This is a genomic window from Spirillospora sp. NPDC000708, from assembly GCF_040299565.1.
Taxonomy (GTDB): Bacteria; Actinomycetota; Actinomycetes; order Streptosporangiales; family Streptosporangiaceae; genus Spirillospora.
In genome coordinates this window covers 1-15,264 of record NZ_JBEPCJ010000024.1, presented here as the reverse complement: position 1 = coordinate 15,264, position 15,264 = coordinate 1, and the positions used below count along the sequence as shown (strand labels likewise).

At 73.7% G+C, this 15,264-nt stretch carries 17 protein-coding genes; 7 read left to right on the top strand and 10 right to left on the bottom strand.

What is annotated here, in order from left to right:
- Positions 1–52 precede the first annotated feature (52 nt).
- Positions 53–538: a carboxymuconolactone decarboxylase family protein gene (locus tag ABT299_RS19035; protein WP_190860234.1), complete on the bottom strand. Its 486-nt coding sequence runs from the start codon at positions 536–538 to the stop codon at positions 53–55.
- Positions 539–760: 222 nt separating this feature from the next.
- Between ABT299_RS19035 and ABT299_RS19030 the strand changes: the two genes are divergently transcribed.
- The gene (locus tag ABT299_RS19030; RefSeq protein ID WP_500251550.1) at positions 761–1,750 is read left to right on the top strand and encodes an RNA polymerase sigma-70 factor; all 990 of its coding nucleotides are present in this window, start codon (positions 761–763) and stop codon (positions 1,748–1,750) included.
- Positions 1,751–1,910: 160 nt separating this feature from the next.
- Complete coding sequence (locus tag ABT299_RS19025) at positions 1,911–2,543, top strand: TetR/AcrR family transcriptional regulator (protein ID WP_387021460.1); 633 nt, start codon at positions 1,911–1,913, stop codon at positions 2,541–2,543.
- On the opposite strand, the gene ABT299_RS19020 is transcribed toward ABT299_RS19025, so the two are convergent.
- The 6 genes from ABT299_RS19020 to ABT299_RS18995 all read right to left on the bottom strand — a co-directional run bounded on the left by ABT299_RS19020 (position 2,536) and on the right by ABT299_RS18995 (position 7,569).
- Positions 2,536–3,390, bottom strand: a complete 855-nt coding sequence (locus tag ABT299_RS19020; protein ID WP_500251591.1) for a glycosyltransferase family 2 protein — start codon at positions 3,388–3,390, stop codon at positions 2,536–2,538. The two genes, ABT299_RS19025 and ABT299_RS19020, sit on opposite strands and share 8 nt — an antisense overlap.
- Positions 3,391–3,413: 23 nt before the next feature.
- Positions 3,414–4,283: a CDP-alcohol phosphatidyltransferase family protein gene (locus tag ABT299_RS19015; protein WP_387021463.1), complete on the bottom strand. Its 870-nt coding sequence runs from the start codon at positions 4,281–4,283 to the stop codon at positions 3,414–3,416.
- Entirely contained in the window at positions 4,273–5,346 is a 1,074-nt protein-coding gene (locus tag ABT299_RS19010) for an iron-containing alcohol dehydrogenase family protein (protein ID WP_190860276.1), read from the bottom strand. Before ABT299_RS19010 ends, ABT299_RS19015 begins: the two co-directional genes overlap by 11 nt.
- A 62-nt stretch (positions 5,347–5,408) precedes the next feature.
- Entirely contained in the window at positions 5,409–6,140 is a 732-nt protein-coding gene (locus ABT299_RS19005; RefSeq protein WP_190860242.1) for a phosphocholine cytidylyltransferase family protein, read from the bottom strand.
- On the bottom strand, positions 6,137–6,742 hold the full coding sequence (locus tag ABT299_RS19000) for a DUF5941 domain-containing protein (RefSeq protein WP_387021466.1): 606 nt from the start codon (positions 6,740–6,742) through the stop codon (positions 6,137–6,139). The genes ABT299_RS19005 and ABT299_RS19000 overlap by 4 nt, the downstream gene beginning before the upstream one ends.
- Entirely contained in the window at positions 6,739–7,569 is an 831-nt protein-coding gene (locus ABT299_RS18995) for a hypothetical protein (RefSeq protein WP_500251549.1), read from the bottom strand. The genes ABT299_RS19000 and ABT299_RS18995 overlap by 4 nt, the downstream gene beginning before the upstream one ends.
- A gap of 125 nt (positions 7,570–7,694) precedes the next feature.
- Between ABT299_RS18995 and ispD the strand changes: the two genes are divergently transcribed.
- The gene (gene ispD, locus ABT299_RS18990) at positions 7,695–8,396 is read left to right on the top strand and encodes a 2-C-methyl-D-erythritol 4-phosphate cytidylyltransferase (protein WP_500251548.1); all 702 of its coding nucleotides are present in this window, start codon (positions 7,695–7,697) and stop codon (positions 8,394–8,396) included.
- Positions 8,393–9,145 carry a glycerophosphodiester phosphodiesterase gene (locus ABT299_RS18985; protein ID WP_387021475.1) on the top strand — a complete coding sequence of 251 codons (753 nt, stop codon included), beginning with the start codon at positions 8,393–8,395 and terminating at the stop codon, positions 9,143–9,145. The genes ispD and ABT299_RS18985 overlap by 4 nt, the downstream gene beginning before the upstream one ends.
- A 30-nt stretch (positions 9,146–9,175) precedes the next feature.
- Here ABT299_RS18985 and ABT299_RS18980 read toward each other — a convergent pair whose 3' ends face one another.
- The 3 genes from ABT299_RS18980 to ABT299_RS18970 form a co-directional block, all read right to left on the bottom strand.
- On the bottom strand, positions 9,176–9,742 hold the full coding sequence (locus ABT299_RS18980) for a Uma2 family endonuclease (RefSeq protein WP_500251547.1): 567 nt from the start codon (positions 9,740–9,742) through the stop codon (positions 9,176–9,178).
- Between the two features lie 66 nt (positions 9,743–9,808).
- A complete protein-coding gene (locus ABT299_RS18975; RefSeq protein ID WP_500251546.1) occupies positions 9,809–10,624 on the bottom strand; it encodes a hypothetical protein in 816 nt (271 codons plus the stop codon).
- A 100-nt stretch (positions 10,625–10,724) separates the two neighbouring features.
- The gene (locus ABT299_RS18970) at positions 10,725–11,792 is read right to left on the bottom strand and encodes a glycosyltransferase family 2 protein (protein ID WP_190867023.1); all 1,068 of its coding nucleotides are present in this window, start codon (positions 11,790–11,792) and stop codon (positions 10,725–10,727) included.
- Between the two features lie 255 nt (positions 11,793–12,047).
- Here ABT299_RS18970 and ABT299_RS18965 point away from each other — a divergent pair, with 255 nt between their 5' ends.
- From ABT299_RS18965 to ABT299_RS18955, 3 genes are all read left to right on the top strand, one after another.
- Entirely contained in the window at positions 12,048–13,712 is a 1,665-nt protein-coding gene (locus ABT299_RS18965) for an LCP family protein (RefSeq protein WP_500251545.1), read from the top strand.
- Between the two features lie 42 nt (positions 13,713–13,754).
- Positions 13,755–14,558: a thioesterase family protein gene (locus tag ABT299_RS18960; RefSeq protein ID WP_500251544.1), complete on the top strand. Its 804-nt coding sequence runs from the start codon at positions 13,755–13,757 to the stop codon at positions 14,556–14,558.
- Between the two features lie 102 nt (positions 14,559–14,660).
- Complete coding sequence (locus ABT299_RS18955; RefSeq protein WP_190867029.1) at positions 14,661–15,134, top strand: hypothetical protein; 474 nt, start codon at positions 14,661–14,663, stop codon at positions 15,132–15,134.
- Positions 15,135–15,264 lie beyond the last annotated feature (130 nt).

Here is a 15,264-nt window from a genome sequence, read left to right as displayed (position 1 = left end):
GCGCGGCGCGGGCCGGGCCCGGATCCGCGGATCCGGGCCGGGTGCCCGCCGGTCAGTTCTCCAGCCCGGCGAACGCGCCGGGCTCGTAAGAACCGCCCTTGCTGCGGCAGATCACGCCGAGCCGGTTGGCGGCGTTGATCATCGCGACGAGGTAGACGAGCGCGGCGATCTGGTCGTCGTCGTAGTGCTCGCGCACCAGCGCCCACGTCTCGTCGGACACGCCGTGGTGGGCGTCGGCGAGCCGGGTGCCCTCCTCGGCGAGCGCGAGCGCGGCCCGCTCCGCCTCGGTGAACACGGTCGACTCGCGCCAGGCGGCGACCAGGCCCAGCCGGACGGCGGTCTCCCCCGCCGCCGCGGCGTCCTTGCTGTGCACGTCCACGCACCAGCCGCAGCCGTTGATCTGGCTGGCGCGCAGCATCGCCAGATTCTGGACGCTCTCGGGCAGCGACGACTGCTGGATCGCCAGGCTGACGTTGAAGAACCGCTTGCCGATCTTGGCGCCGAGCGCGTTGGCCATCAGGTCGAACCGGGATTCCATGGCTTCTCCTCTGTAGCGGGCTCCGAAGTGGGCTCCATGGCGGGGCCGTGCGCCGCGCGGCCCGTCCGCGCGGCGTCCTGATGCCATGGAGATGCCGGCGCCCCGGCCCCTGTGACGGCGCCGCGCTGTGACCTACGCCACCGGCCGCACCTGTCACAGGGCGGCGGCGGGTGGCATCTCATGCGCGTGGCAGCCTTGACGACGAGCAGACAGGAGCCGGCGATGAACGACCCCGAGGAGCGAGCCGGCACTCCGCCGGAGCCGACGAGCCCCCCGCCGGAGCCGGCGAGCGCCCCGCCGGAGCCGGCGAGCACCCCGCCGGAGCGGCCCGGCCGCGCCGACGCCGCCACGGAGGCGTTCGTCGCCCACCGCAACCTGCTGTTCACCGTCGCCTACGAGATGCTCGGCTCCGCCGCCGACGCCGAGGACGTCCTCCAGGAGACCTGGCTGCGCTGGATCGGCGTCGACCTCGACGGCGTGCGGGACCGGCGCGCCTACCTCGTGCGGATCACCACCCGCCAGGCGCTCGGCCGGCTCCGCACGCTCCGCCGCCGCAAGGAGTCCTACATCGGCCCCTGGCTGCCCGAGCCGCTGCTGACCGCGCCGGACGTGGCCGACGACATCGAGCTGGCCGACAGCCTCTCGATGGCGATGCTGCTGGTGCTGGAGACGCTCGCGCCGACCGAGCGGGCCGTGTTCGTGCTGCGCGAGGTGTTCGACCTGCCCTACGACGAGATCGCCGAGGCGGTCGGCAAGTCGCCCGCCGCCGTCCGCCAGATCACCAGCCGCGCCCGGGCGCACGTCGCGGCGCGCCGGCCGCGCGGCCCCGTCTCCCCGGACGAGACCGCCGGCGCGCTGGAGGCGTTCCGGCGGGCGATCGAGACCGGCGACCTGCAGCGGCTGCTCGACGTCCTCGCGCCGGACGTCGTGTTCCTCGGCGACGGCGGCGGGGTCGCGCAGGCCGCGCTGGAGCCCATCACCGGAGCCGACCTGGTGGCGCCGCTGGCCGCGGGCCTGAACCGGTTCGGCGCCGCCGCGTCGCTGCGTCCCGCGCACGTCAACGGCTACCCGGCGCTGGTGTTCCGGCTCGACGGCGAGATCGACACCGTCATCGCGGTGCGCATCGACGACGGCCTCATCACCGGCCTCTACGCCGTCCGCAACCCCGAGAAGCTGTCGCGCATGACCGAGGAGACCCCCGTCCTGCGCTGAACCGCGGGCGGGCGGCGGCGGGGGACGGACGACGGCGGGGGGCGGACGACGGCGGGGGGCGGACGACGGCGGGGGGCGGACGACGGCGACGGGGCGCGCGGCGGGCCGGGCGCGGTTAGGCTGGCGCTGCCTCCTTACGACACCGCCAGAACGGAGATCGATGAGCGGCCGGAACCCCGCCCCCCGCCGCAGTTACGGCGGCCGCTCCGCCGAGGAGCGCCGCGCCGACCGGCGGGAGCGGCTGCTCGGCGCCGGCCTCGAACTGTTCGGGACCCGCGGCTACGCGGCGACCTCCATCGAGCGGCTCTGCGCCACCGCCAGCGTGTCCACCCGCAACTTCTACGAGGAGTTCTCCGGGCGCGAGGAACTGCTCACCGCCCTGCACCGGAGCATCAACGAGCGCGCCCGCGCGGCCCTCGACACCGCCTACGCCGGGGCCGCCGCCGACCCGCTGCCCGCCCGCGTCGAGCGCGCGGTCCGCGCCTTCGTCACCGTCACCGCCAGCGACCCGCGCTGGGCGCGCATCGCGTTCGTCGAGGTCATCGGGGTCAGCGCCGGCCTCGAACGGCACCGGCTGCAGTGGCGCGCGCACTGGGAGGAGACGATGCTCGCGATGATCCGGGAGGCCGTCGGGCGCGGCGAGGCCGCCGACCGCGACTACCGCCTCACCGTCATCGCGATCATCGGGGCCGTGAACAACCTCGTCCACCACTGGTCCGCCCGCGACCAGACGATCCCGCTGGACGACATCACGGCGGAGCTGACCCATCTGATCCTGTCGGCGATCAGATGATCGGCGGGCGGCCCGTCCGCGTCATGCGCCACGCGGTGCGGTAGGAGATGGGGCGGCGGGGGCCCGCCGGCTTGCGCCAGCCCTCCAGGAAGCCCTTGAACCACGGCTTCAGGGCGCTCGGCTTGCGCTCGCGCAGCAGGGTCATGCCGATCCACACCGCGAGGTAGGTGAACGCCAGCGGCCACGGCAGGTTGCGGCGGGCGAGCCAGACGCGGTTGCGGGCGTTGTACCGGTAGAACATGTCGTGCCGGGTCGGCAGGACGGCCGGGTGGAACATCACCGCGGACGCGTCGTACACGATGTGGTAGCCGGCGTTGAGGATCTGCCACGCGAGGTCGGTCTCCTCGTGGGCGTAGAAGAAGTCCTCCGGCAGGCCGCCGCCCGCGTCGAACGCGGCGCGGCGGATCGCGCACGCGCCGCCGAGGAACGTCGTGGCCTCCGACGAGCGCTCCGGGTCCCCGGCGCGCAGCCGGGGGACGTGCCGGCGCTCGCCCCGCCCGCCCTCCGGGTCGCGGACCCGGAACGACACGACGCCGAGCGCCGGGTCGGCGGCGAACCGGTCCCGCAGGTAGGTGCCGAGGCGGGTGGAGCGGTACCAGCCGTCGTCGTCGAGGAACAGCACCACGTCGCCGCTGGACGCCTCGACGCCGCGGTTGCGGCCGGCGGGGATGCCGACGTTCGTCGGCAGGCTGATCGTCTTGACGCGCTCGTCGTCGAACGGCGGGACCCCGGCGCGGTCGCCCACGGGGTCGACGCCGTTGCCGAGGAGGACGACCTCGACGTCCGCGTGCTCCTGCTCCAGCGCGCTGCGCACGGCGCGGGCCAGCTCGTCCGGGCGGTTGCCCATGGTCAGGACGACGACGCTGAGTTTCACTTCAGTCTCCGGGAGGCCAGGATGCTGACCAGGTGCAGCAGGGTCTGGACGACCGCGACGAACGCGACGGCGACCATCAGCACGCGGATCGCGACGGGGGTGTCCGCACCGGTCAGGGTGTCGATCAGGGCGGCGGCCAGGATCAGCAGCGACAGCTCGACGGCGCCGATGATGCGGTGGAAGCGCAGCATCGACGCGGCCTGGCGGGCCAGCGCGATCCCGGTGGAGCGGGGCCGCAGCGCCCGGTCGCCGCCGGACGGGTCGGCGGGCAGCCCGGACTTGGCGCGGGCCACCACGACGTTGTCGGTCTCCGCCTTGATCAGCGCGGCGCCGAGCGCGGCGACGAGGCCGAGCTCGGCCCAGCCGCCGTTCTTCCAGCCGCCCTGCGCGGCGAAGCCGAGCCCGATGAGCAGCGAGATCTCCGACAGGTAGTGGCCGATGCGGTCGAGGAAGACCCCCGCCACCGACGTCCGCCGCAGGTACCGGGCGACCTCGCCGTCCACGCAGTCGAGCAGCAGGTAGACCTGGATGAGCAGGGCGCCGCCGAGGGCCGTCCACAGCGCGCCCGTGCCGGACGCGGGCAGCGACACCACGACGCCGGCGACGATGCCGCTCAGCATCATCAGGTAGGTGAGCTGGTTCGGGCTGAACCCGAGGCGCAGCGCGATCCACCCGAAGTACGGGGACAGGTCGCGCATGTAGAGGCGGCCCGCCCAGTGCTCCTCGTTCCGCCGGTCCTTCAGGCCGGGCGGCTGCCCGTACCGGCGGATGTCGGCGACCTTCGCCGCCTTGCGCGGCGGACGCTGGTCGCCCGCGTCCGGCGGACCGGGGTCCGGCGCGGGCTGTCCGGGGAGCTCAGCCTCCATGGGCCTGGACATACTCTTCCACCGCCTTGAGCGTCTCGCCCTTGTCGAGGCCGAGGTGTTCCAAGATCGTATAGCGGCCGGGACGGGTGCGCGGGGCGTACAGCACGGCCTCCGCGAACTGCTCCTCGGTCAGGCCGACGTCGGCCGGGAACCTGGGCAGCCCGTGCCTGCCGAGGCAGGTGAGGATCTCCGCGAGCCGCTCCGCGGCGGTGTCGCCGGCGTCCGCGCCGCCGAGCCGGCTGGCGCGCAGGTGGTAGCAGAACGCCGCGCCGATCCCCGCCAGCTCCCCGTGGTTGGCCGTCCCCGGGTAGAGCTGGTCGATGGCGTGCAGGATCTCGTGGTCGCCGCCGCTCGCCGGACGCGAGTCGCCCGCGAACGACATCGCCATCCCCGACAGCACGAGGCCCTCGGCGAGGACGGTGAGGAACCGGTCGGACTCGATGGAGCCCGGCTGGTGCAGCAGCGCCTCCGCGGCGGTGCGGGCGACGGTCAGCGCCATCCGGTCGACGCGCTCGCCGCACTGCTCGGCGGCGAGGAGCCAGTCGTCCACCGCGGAGAAGTTGCTGACCACGTCGCCGATCCCGGCGCGGACGAGCCGGTCGGGCGCGGTGTGCACGTAGTCGAGGTCGACGACCATCGCCAGCGGCATCACGACGCCGAACGAGCCCTTGCCCTTGTCGTGCTCCAGGGACGCGACCGGGGAGCAGATCCCGTCGTGCGACAGGTTCGTGGCGACCGACACCATCGGAATGCCCGACAGCGTCGCCGCGTACTTGGTCGCGTCGATCGTCCGGCCGCCGCCGATGCCGACGACGGCCTCGAACGTCCCGCCGCGCAGCTTGCCGGCGAGGCCGACGGCGGCGTCGACGGTGCCGCCCTCGACCTGGAACACCTCGCAGGCGGACAGGGACGGGCGGACGTGCTCGGCGATGTGGTCGCCCTGGCCTTGGCCGACGGCGATGGCCACCCGTCCCTCGGTGGCGATGCGCTTGTCGGCGAGCAGCTCGCCCAGGGCGGCGACGGCGCCGCGCCGCACGTCGATGGAGAGCGGCGCGTTCAGCATCCGCGTCAGCAGGGGCATGGGCCTCCTCGCTCGGGGTCGTCCCGCGTGTGGCGCCGGCGGCGTCAGTAGGTCTTGGCGATCCGGCGGGCCTTCTCCAGGTCGTCGTGGTTGTCCACCTCGACCCACTCGACCGCGCCGATCGGCGCGACCGCGATGCGGCCGCCCCGGTTCACCAGCTCCTGGTAGCCGTCCTCGTAGTACTGGTCGGGGTTCGCCTCCCACGTCGCCTTGAGGGCGTCCGCGAGGGGCTCCGCGGCGGCGGGCTCGATCAGGGTGGCGCCGATGTACTCGCCGTAGGCGGTCGACGGGTCCATCAGCTTGGTGATCGTCTTCAGGTGCTCGCCCTCGTCGAGGATGACCTTCATCTCCTCGTCGGCGAGAGTTTTCACGTTGTCCACGGCGAGGAGGATGTCCGGTCCGCGGTTCGCCAGTAGCGTCTTCTCGACGCTCACCGGATGGACCGTGTCGCCGTTGACCATGAGGACGCCCTTGGAGAAGTGCTCCCGAGCCAGCCACATGGAGTAGGCGTTGTTCCACTCCTCGGCCTTGTCGTTGTGAACCAGCGTGATGGACACGCCGTACTTCTCCTCGAGGGCGGCCTTGCGCTCCTCGACCGCGCCGGCGCAGTAGCCGACGACGATGACCACGTCGGTCAGGCCGACCTCGGCGAGGTTGCCGAGCGCGATGTCCAGGATGGTGGTCTCGCCGTCCACGGGGACCAGGGCCTTGGGGAGGGTATCGGTGTACGGCCGCAGCCTCCGGCCCGCGCCCGCCGCCAGCACCATGCCGATCATGCTTTCTCTTCCTCCCAGTCGACCATCACACCGCCGCCGCGACCGGACCGCGCCCACGTGGCGACGCCCTCGCTGCCGAACAGCACACCAAGGTAGGCGGCCAGCGCAGCGTACGCGAGCGGAAGCAGTCCGCAGAGGCCCGCGAAGGCCACACAGAGCATCCGGCCCTCCCAGCCGAGCCCGGCGCGGAGGGCGAGCCCCCGCGCCCGGAGTCCCTGGCGGGAGCGGTACGCGACGTCGCAGTGGTGGAGCGCGAGGACGGCCGCCAGCACGTAGACGAGCGGTGCCGACACTCCCTGCGCAAACCCCAGTACGGCGAGGTAACCATACTCGATCGCGCGGATTATGGGCGGTACGAGCCAGTCCAGCCGTCCGGTGTGCGGATGGCCTGCGGAAGGACCCGCCAGAAGGATCACCACGATCGGGGCGAGCAGCGCGGGGGCCGGCGGGCCGGGCGCACCCGCGGCGAGCAGCAGCGCGGTGACGCCCGCGGCGGCGACCGCGGCGGGCAGCGGCGGGAGCCGGCCGCGCGCCGTCCGGCCCAGCACCAGGCACACCGGCCCGTCGTCGCGGTGGTCCCCGACCTGGACGGCGGCGTTCACCGGTCCGCCGATCCCGGCAGGGGCGCCGCGTGCGCGAACGAGCCGTGCGCGTGCCCGGCGAGGACGAACGCGGCCGCGGCCGAGCCCCACACCAGCAGGACCGTGAAGGTGACCCGGGCGCCCGCGAGCGCGGCGGTGACGGCGATCAGCGCGAACCGCTCGCCGGCCAGGAGCGCGAGCGCCCGCACCGCGCGGCGCGCGACCTCGTTGCGGACGCGGTCCCGCCGCAGGCGCCGGCCGTACCGGGACGCCGCGTAGGACACGTCCATCGTGTGGCGGACCGACAGGAGCGTCAGCGCGGCCACCGCCGCCGCCCACGCGTTCCCGGCGAGGCCGGGCCCGCCCGGCGGCTCCGCGCCCGCGCCGGCCGCGAGGCCCGCGTACACGGCGGCCTCCTTGGCCCGGCCGAGCACGCCCGCAGGCCACGCGGCCCCGGGCGCGCCCTCCGCGCGCGCCAGCCCGCCGTCCACGCAGTCCAGCACGAACGAGGCGTAGAGCAGGCCCGCGCCCGCGATCATCCCGGCGCGGGAACCGGCGGAGAACCAGACCGCCGCCAGCGCCCCGAAGCAGAACGAGATGCCCGCGACGGTCTCGGGCGCGAGGCCGCGCGACGCCGCCCAGCGCACGAGGTACGGGGCGTACCCGCCGACCGCGTACGCCGCGACGAGGCCGTCGCCGCGGTGCGACGGGCCGCGCCGGCGCTCCGCGCGCCCGGACGCCCCGCGTGCGGCGGCCCGCTCCGGGCGGGCGCGGTTCTCCTCCACGGCGTCGGCCGCCTCCGGTACGTTGAGCGTGGCGAGCCGGCGCCAGGGGCGCACCCTGGCCATCGGCGCCTCCAGGCGAGATCGAAGCGTGCGGGTGACAGCTCAGCGTAGCGACTCGGTGACCGGGTGTCGCAGGAACGGGCGCGCACGCCCCCGCGGGCGGGGCCGAGCGGCGGTGAAAGGGAGAGATGGCGGCGCGGACGGTGGCGGTGGTGCTCGCCGGCGGGGTCGGCGAGCGCATGGGCGCGGGGCGCCCCAAGCAGCTCATCGAGGTGGGCGGGCGGCCGATCCTGGCGCACGCGATCGCCGCGTTCGACGCGCATCCCGGCGTCGGCGAGGTGCTGGTGGTGATGGCCGCCGGGCACCTGCGCGAGGCGGGCGTGATCGCGGCGCCGTTCCGCAGCGTCACGAGCGTGGTGGAGGGCGGCGCGACCCGCACCGCCTCGACCGTCGCGGCGCTGCGCGTGCTGGAGGACCGCCCCGACGACACGCGCGTGCTGTTCCACGACGCGGCCCGCCCGTTCGTGGACGCCCCGGTCATCGACCGGGTGCTGGACGCGCTGGACGGCCACGACGCCGTCGCGGTGGGCGTGCCGTCGCCGGACACGATCGTCGTCGTCGAGGACGGGGTGGTCGCGTCCATGCCGCCGCGCGAGACGATGAGCCGGTTCCAGACCCCGCAGGGGTTCCGGCTCGGCACCATCCGCAAGGCCTACGAGCTGGCCCTCGCCGATCCGGCGCTGCGCGCCACCGACGACTGCGGGATCGTGCACCGCTACCTGCCGGACGTGCCGATCCGGGTGGTCGCGGGCAGCGAGCGCAACCTCAAGGTCACCCAGCCGCTCGACGCGGTGGTCGCCGAGCACCTCGCCCAGGAGGACCTGCCTTGATCTTCGAGAAGTCCCCGGCCGTCATCGGGCACCGCGGCTACGGCGCGGGCCGGCTCACCCCGCCCGGCGCGTCGTCGCCGGTCGCGGAGAACACCCTGGAGTCCCTGCTCGCCGCCGCCGAGGCGGGGCTGTCCTGGGTGGAGATCGACGTGACCCGCACCGCCGACGACCACCTCGTCCTGCGGCACGACCCGACCGTCGAGGGCGGCGACCACATCGTGGACATGCCCGCCGACGCCAGCGGCCTGCCGCTGCTCGCCGACATCTTCGAGGCGCTGCCCGCGGACGTGGCGGTCGACGTCGACGTCAAGACCGTGCTGGAGGACGCGGTGGACGCCCCGTCCCGCCGGACGGGGGCTCTGCTGCTGCCGGTGCTGAAGCGGGAGGCGCGGCGGCGCCGGCTGCTGGTCACCTCGTTCGACCCGGCGCTGCTGGTGTTCCTGCGCGGCGAGCTGCCGGACGTCCCGCTGGGCCTGCTGACCTGGCTGCGGTTCCCGATGTGGCACGCGGTCCCGGCCGCGGCCGGGCTGGACCTGCAGGCCATCGCGGTGCACACCGGCTCGTGCGGGTTCGAGCACCCCGACAGCCGGCTGCGGCCGCTGGAGCACTGCGTCGACGTCGCGCACGAGGCGGGCCTGGACGTGATCGCCTGGTGCCCGGCCGCCGACCGCGCCCCGGACTACGCGTCCGCCGGCGTGGACGCGATGGTCGTCAACGACATCCCCGGGGTCCTGTCGGCACTGGCGTAGTGGAGAGGCCGGCGAAGCGCAGGGGCGCCCTCAGACCGCCCCGAGGTCGGCCTCCACAGAGAACGGAGCCGACACCCTGACCTTGCCGGTGAACACCTCTCCGTCCCGGTAGGCCCCGCTCGCCGGGTCCAGAACATAGGTGTACAGCAACGGAACACCGGTGGCTGCTTGCTCCACCCTCCAGTAGAAGGCGATGCCCGCCTTGGCGTACTGATCCACCTTCACGACCCGGTCGGTGGTCTCCGAGCCCGGCGAGACCACCTCGGCCACCAGAAGCACGTGCTCGGGGCGGGTCGGCACGATGTCGATCGTGTCCGCCCGGTACACGACGACGTCGGGACGGCGATTGGTGAGCGGAACGTCCTGCAGTCGGACGTCGATGTCCGTGTCGGCGTTCCAGTCCGGGGCTCCCGCCTCGTCCAAGGCGTTCGCCAGGATCCGAGCGAGGCGGTTGTGGCGCTTGGAAGCGCTGGGACTCACGACGACCATCCCGTCCACGACTTCGATGCCCGCGCACTGCTCCTCGGACCAGGAGTCGTACTGCTCCGCTGTGATCTGCTCGTGCATCCACGCGGGAGCGACCATCTCGGCGGTCATGGCGCACCTCCCCGAGCCCGCCCTGCGGACCGGCCCTGACCAGCTCAGCGTACCGTCCCGGCCACGCTAGCGGTCGCGGCGCAGGTCGTCGCCGCCGTACATCTGGGTCCACTCGCCGACGCCGTCGCCGGAGCCGCCCTGGGAGGACGGCTTGCCGCCGTCGTCGTCGAACGGCACCGCGCCGGGCGCCGGACGCGACCCGCCCTGCGGCGCGGACGGCGACGGCGACGGGGAACCCGGCTGCGCCGAGCGCCCGTACTGGGGCTGCCCAGAAGGCTGTGCGGCGGGCGGCGCGTACTGGGGAGGCCGCCCCCACGGCGAGTCCTGTGCGGGCGCCTGAGGCCCGCCCAGCGGCGCCGGAGCTCCAGGGGCGCCCGGCGCTCCGGGCGGCGGGCCCATCGGCGCGGGCGGCGGCCCGGCGTAGCGCGGCGCGGCGGCCCCGGCCGCCCGGGCCCGCCACCGCGACGGCGGCACCGACGCGACGAGCAGCCCGACGCCGAGCAGCAGGAACACGCCGAACGTGGCGAGGTTCAGGTACGCCATGGTGAGGTCGTCGGGGAAGGACTTCTTGGCCGTGTTCTGCATCGCCCACTGGGCGTCGGCGATCCACAGCAGGCCGACGGCCGTGTAGATGACGCCGGGGATCAGCGAGGCGATCGGCGACACCCGCGATCCCACGACGAGCCCGAGCACGACCGCCGCGACCACGAGGAGCCCGGCGCCGACCCACAGTTCGCTGCCGTGGTAGTTGCGGAAGGTCGCGGCGTAGTAGCGCTGCGTCATGGACATCTTGTAGGTGCCCATGGTCAGGCAGTACGTGAGTACCGCGGTCGCGACGAGCCCGACCGCCGCGCCGATTCCGTGGCGTGCGCCGTTGGACATGGCAACCTCCTCGCGTCCGGCGGGCGTGATCCCGTCGAACCTAACCCTGAGACGTGCGGGAACGCACGAGGGTTCAGGGCAGTTCTGCCGGATTTCGCCGTTACACCACCGGTTCGCCGGGTTTGGCGGGCGCCGGCTGGCCGAGCCGCGGCGGGCTGGTCAGGAACCCGACCCCCCAGGTCACGTGCATGGTCGCGAAGACCAGCGGGAGCCGGACCCAGGCGGACGGCGACAGCCCGCGCCCCTCGACGGCGGCGCCCACGATCATCGCGGCCGCGTACCCGCCGGGCAGGAGCCAGCCGGGCCAGAACCCGAACGCCCCGGCGACCACGCCCGCCGTCATCGCGACCACGGCGATCGGCGGCGCGAGGTAGCGCAGGTTGAGGGTGCCCTGGTGCTCGCGGCCGACGACGCGGCGCCACCGCCCGGTGTGGAAGTACTGCTTGGCGAGGGCGCGCAGGTTGGGCCGGGGGCGGTAGGTGACGCGCATCCGCGGGGTGAAGAAGATCCGCCCGCCGGTCTGCCGGATGCGGTGGTTCATCTCCCAGTCCTGGGCGCGGGTGAAGGTCTCGTCGTAGCCGCCGACCCGGTCGAGCGCGCTGCGCCGGAACGTGCCGAGGTAGACGGTCTCGACCTCGCCGGCCTCGCCGCCGGTGTGGAAGCGGGCGTTGCCGACGCCGATCCGGGACGTCATGGCGCGGGCGACGGCCTGCTCGAAGGGGGTGACGCCCTCGGCGGCCATGATGCCGCCGACGTTGTCGGCGCCGGTCTCCTCCATCGTCTCGACCGCGGCGCGGACGTAGTCGGGCGGCAGCAGCGAGTGCCCGTCCACCCGGACGATGATCGAGTACTGCGACGCCCTGATCGCGATGTTGAGGCCCTGCGGGGTGCGCCCGGTGGGGTTGGCGACCACGACGATGCGGGAGTCCTCGCCGGCGAGCCGGCGGGCGATCTCCTCGGTGCGGTCGCGGGACGGCCCGACGGCGAGCACGAGCTCCATCTCGCCGGGGTAGTCCTGGGTCATGATCCGCCGGACGGCGTCCGTCAGGTGGCGCTGCTCGTTGAGGACCGGCATGACCACCGACACCGCGGGCCAGGTGCGTTCGCCGCCGGTGCGCCGCTGCGTTCCGTGCCGTGTCGTGCGCTGGGCGTGGGGAGATGGATTCATGTGGGCTCGCGGGCGCACCTCGACCGTGGCGACGGGGTGCCGCGGCCGGAGGGGTGCCCCCCTTCCTCTCTCTCGCTTGCTTGTCTGACGCAGCCCACGCCACCCAGGTTTGCGTGCGGGCCGCCGGGGTGTGGTCAAGACGGCGCCACGTTACTGCAAGGACACGAGGTCCAGGTAGCGAACGGACGGGTGTTCCCCACTTTAGAGTGGTGTGGACCCACGCGAGAACGAGGTCTTCGGGAGGCGGGCGTCGGCATGGTGGACGGGCACGACTCGGGACGCGGCGACGCCGACCCGCTGGAGCGCTACTTCCGGCCCAGACCCGCAGGTGGGGCGGCCGAGGGCCCCGCCGACGACGGCGACATCGAGGGCGTCACCATCGACGGGATGCCGGCGCCGCGGGTGAAGGTGGACGGGCGCGGGCCGAGGCGCCCGGGCCGCCGGATCAGCCCGCGGGCGGCGATGAGCGCCCGTCGGCAGAAGCGTTTCCTGACGCTGACCGGGACGATGTCGGCGTTCGTGCTGCTGACGTCGGGCGGCGCGTGGGCGTTCCAGAACTACGTGACGGGCGCGATCGACAAGGTGCACGTCGGCGGGCTCGGCAAGGGCAAGGACGGCCCGAAGGGCGCGATGACGATCCTGGTGGCCGGGGTCGACCGCCGCGAGGGGCTGACGAAGGCGCAGCAGAAGGCGGCGAAGCTGGGCCACGATCCGGGCGAGCGCTCCGACACGATGGAGCTGGTGCACGTGTCCCGGAACCACGACCGGGTGTCGATCGTGAGCCTGCCGCGCGACTCGTACGTGACGATCCCGGCACACCGGTCGAACGGCTCGGAGGGGGCGAAGGGCCAGCAGATCGGGGCCCGTCCCGGCAAGCTGACCTGGGCGTACCAGTTCGGCGGACCCGACCTCACGGTGGCGACGATCAAGCAGGCGACCGGCGTGTCGATCGACCACTACATCGAGGTGAACTTCTACGGGTTCGTCAACATGGTGGACGCGCTCGGCGGCGTGGACGTGTGCACCGAGCAGGCGGTCGACGACCCGAAGAGCGGGCTGAAGCTGCCGCAGGGCAAGTCGCACGTGGACGGGCTGAAGGCGCTGGCGTTCGCGCGGGCCCGGTACACGCTGACCGGCGGCACCGACCTCGGCCGGATCGACCGGCAGCAGCAGTTCATGGCGTCGATGATGAAGCAGGCGCTGTCGTCGAAGACGCTGAGCGACCCGGTGAAGTCGACGAAGTTCCTGAACGCGGCGCTGAAGTCGCTGCGGGTGGACCCGGAGCTCGCCAAGAGCCTGCCGAAGCTCGCCGACCAGATGAAGGACCTGTCGACCGACAGCCTGACGTTCGCGAACGTGCCGCTGGCGAACCCGGGGTACAACGCGCAGCTGTGGAACTCGCCGACGCCGCAGTCGACCGTCCAGTGGGACGAGGCGAAGTCGAACGACCTGTTCGGCCGGATCCGGCACGACGAGCCGCTGACCGGGACGAAGGCGCCGAAGCCGAGCGCGTCGCCGTCGAAGAAGCCGTCGGACGGCCCGACCGTGCCGCCGGACGACATCAGCGTCCGCGTCCTGAACGCGATCGGGACGCCGGGGCTGGCGACGCGCGCGGGCTCCCAGCTGACGAAGGACGGCTTCCACGTCACGGTGGTGCCGGGGGTCGCGCGGCGCGGCCTGCAGCACACGCAGATCCAGTACGGCCCGGGCCGCGAGGACTCGGCGAAGACCCTGGCGGCGGCGATCCCGAACGCGAAGCTGAAGGAGGTCTCGTCGCTGGGGTCGCGGGTGCAGGTGATGGTGGGCGCCGACTGGGACGGCGTGAAGAAGGTGAAGGTGGCCTCGCCGTCGCCGGCGGCGTCGCCCGCGTCCGGTTCCTCGCTCGACTCCGGCACCGCCACGGAGAAGCTCTGCCACTGACGATCTAGAATATCGTTCTAGACAGTGGAGAGGAGCAGAGCGGTGGACGGTGACCTCCCCGAGGCGTTCTACGAGCCGCTCGGCGGCGGCCGGTTTCGCAGCACCCCGGCCACGGCAGGCCCGTGGTCGCCGTCGCTGCAGCACGCCGGCCCGGTCGCCGGCCTGATGGGACGGGTGTTCGAGCGCACCGACCCGGTGCCCGGCACCCGGGTCGCGCGGGTGACGGTCGAGATCCTCTCCCCCGTCCCGGTCGCCGAGCTGGAGGTGACCGCGCGGGTCGTCCGCCCGGGGCGGCGGATCGCCCTGCTGGAGGGCGAGATGACCCACGAGGGGCGGCCGGTCGTCCGGGCCACCGCCTGGCGGATCCTGGCGGCGCCCGCCGGGGTGCCCGAGACCGTCCACGCGCCCGCCGCGCCGCCGCTGCCGGACGCCTCCCGGGCGTTCACGGCCGCGCCGGAGCTGCACACGCACGGCTACCTGTCGGCGATGGAGTGGCGGCTCGTCGAGGGCTCGTTCTTCGTGCCGGGCCCCGGGACGACCTGGGCCCGCGCCCGCGTCCCGCTGGTCGCCGGGGAGACCGACTCGCCGCTGGTGCGCGCGCTCACCCTGGCCGACAGCGCGTCCGGGATCGGCAGCCAGCTCGACCTGTCCAAGTGGATGATCATCAACACCGACCTCACCGTCGCGCTGCACCGCGACCCGGACGGGGAGTGGCTGTGCATGGGCGCGTCGCTGAGCGTCAGCCCGTACGGCAGCGCGCTGTGCGAGGCGACCCTCGCCGACGGTCACGGAGAGTTCGGCCGGGTGCTCCAGACCTTGATCGTGGACGAGCAGCCAGCCTCCTGACCTGGGTCGATGGCCGCCCGGATGATCGGCGTCCGATTCTTGATCGACTACTCTGGGTAGTGAAAGGCGTGCACAGAGAAGTCACCGTCAGGAGTCCAGAGAATGTCGACAAGGTTTCTCGGCCTGATCAGCTCGACCGCCGTCGCCGCGCTCGCGGTGACCGGCTGCGCGGCGCGGACCGACGCGCGGCTCACCGCCGCGGAGGCGCCCGTCCCGTCGCCGAGCGCGTCCGCCGGGGCGGCCGGCGCGGCCGCGCCCGCCGCGGCCCCGAAGGGCAAGAAGAGCGAGGCGAAGGACGGCACCGACCTCAACGCCTGCCTCGACGCCGACTGCGAGGTGGAGGTGAAGAGCGGGCAGCGGATCCCGCTCGACCCGAAGTACGGCGTGGACGGCATCGACGTCCGCACCGACGGCCCGCGGGTCGTCTTCACCGCGAACGGACGCGACAGCAAGATGGTCACCTCGATGGACGCCACGTGGGCGGGCACCGGCTCGTCCTCGACCGTCAACGGCCTGACCTTCCGCCCGCGCATGACCAGGGACGGGAAGATCATCGTCCAGGTCAGCCACGACTGACCGGCCGGCCCGGCGGGCGGCCACCGGACGTCCCGGTTCGCGGACGGCCGCGTCTATGCGGGCACGAGCCGGTACCGGGGGATGACGGTGTTCCGGCCGGCGCTGTTGAACTGGCGGACCACGAGCGCGG

Bases quoted from the DNA above. Each gene is read 5' to 3' on its own strand.
- ABT299_RS19035 (WP_190860234.1), bottom strand. From the start codon at position 538: ATGGAATCCCGGTTCGACCTGATGGCCAACGCGCTCGGCGCCAAGATC.
- ABT299_RS18980 (WP_500251547.1), bottom strand. From the start codon at position 9,742: ATGACCGCCGAGATGGTCGCTCCCGCGTGGATGCACGAGCAGATCACA.
- ABT299_RS18955 (WP_190867029.1), top strand. From the start codon at position 14,661: ATGTCGACAAGGTTTCTCGGCCTGATCAGCTCGACCGCCGTCGCCGCG.
- ABT299_RS19030 (WP_500251550.1), top strand. From the start codon at position 761: ATGAACGACCCCGAGGAGCGAGCCGGCACTCCGCCGGAGCCGACGAGC.
- ABT299_RS18965 (WP_500251545.1), top strand. From the start codon at position 12,048: ATGGTGGACGGGCACGACTCGGGACGCGGCGACGCCGACCCGCTGGAG.
- ABT299_RS19020 (WP_500251591.1), bottom strand. From the start codon at position 3,390: ATGGGCAACCGCCCGGACGAGCTGGCCCGCGCCGTGCGCAGCGCGCTG.
- ABT299_RS19015 (WP_387021463.1), bottom strand. From the start codon at position 4,283: ATGGAGGCTGAGCTCCCCGGACAGCCCGCGCCGGACCCCGGTCCGCCG.
- ABT299_RS19025 (WP_387021460.1), top strand. From the start codon at position 1,911: ATGAGCGGCCGGAACCCCGCCCCCCGCCGCAGTTACGGCGGCCGCTCC.
- ABT299_RS18970 (WP_190867023.1), bottom strand. From the start codon at position 11,792: ATGAATCCATCTCCCCACGCCCAGCGCACGACACGGCACGGAACGCAG.
- ABT299_RS19005 (WP_190860242.1), bottom strand. From the start codon at position 6,140: ATGATCGGCATGGTGCTGGCGGCGGGCGCGGGCCGGAGGCTGCGGCCG.
- ABT299_RS18995 (WP_500251549.1), bottom strand. From the start codon at position 7,569: ATGGCCAGGGTGCGCCCCTGGCGCCGGCTCGCCACGCTCAACGTACCG.
- ispD (WP_500251548.1), top strand. From the start codon at position 7,695: ATGGCGGCGCGGACGGTGGCGGTGGTGCTCGCCGGCGGGGTCGGCGAG.
- ABT299_RS18975 (WP_500251546.1), bottom strand. From the start codon at position 10,624: ATGTCCAACGGCGCACGCCACGGAATCGGCGCGGCGGTCGGGCTCGTC.
- ABT299_RS19010 (WP_190860276.1), bottom strand. From the start codon at position 5,346: ATGCTGAACGCGCCGCTCTCCATCGACGTGCGGCGCGGCGCCGTCGCC.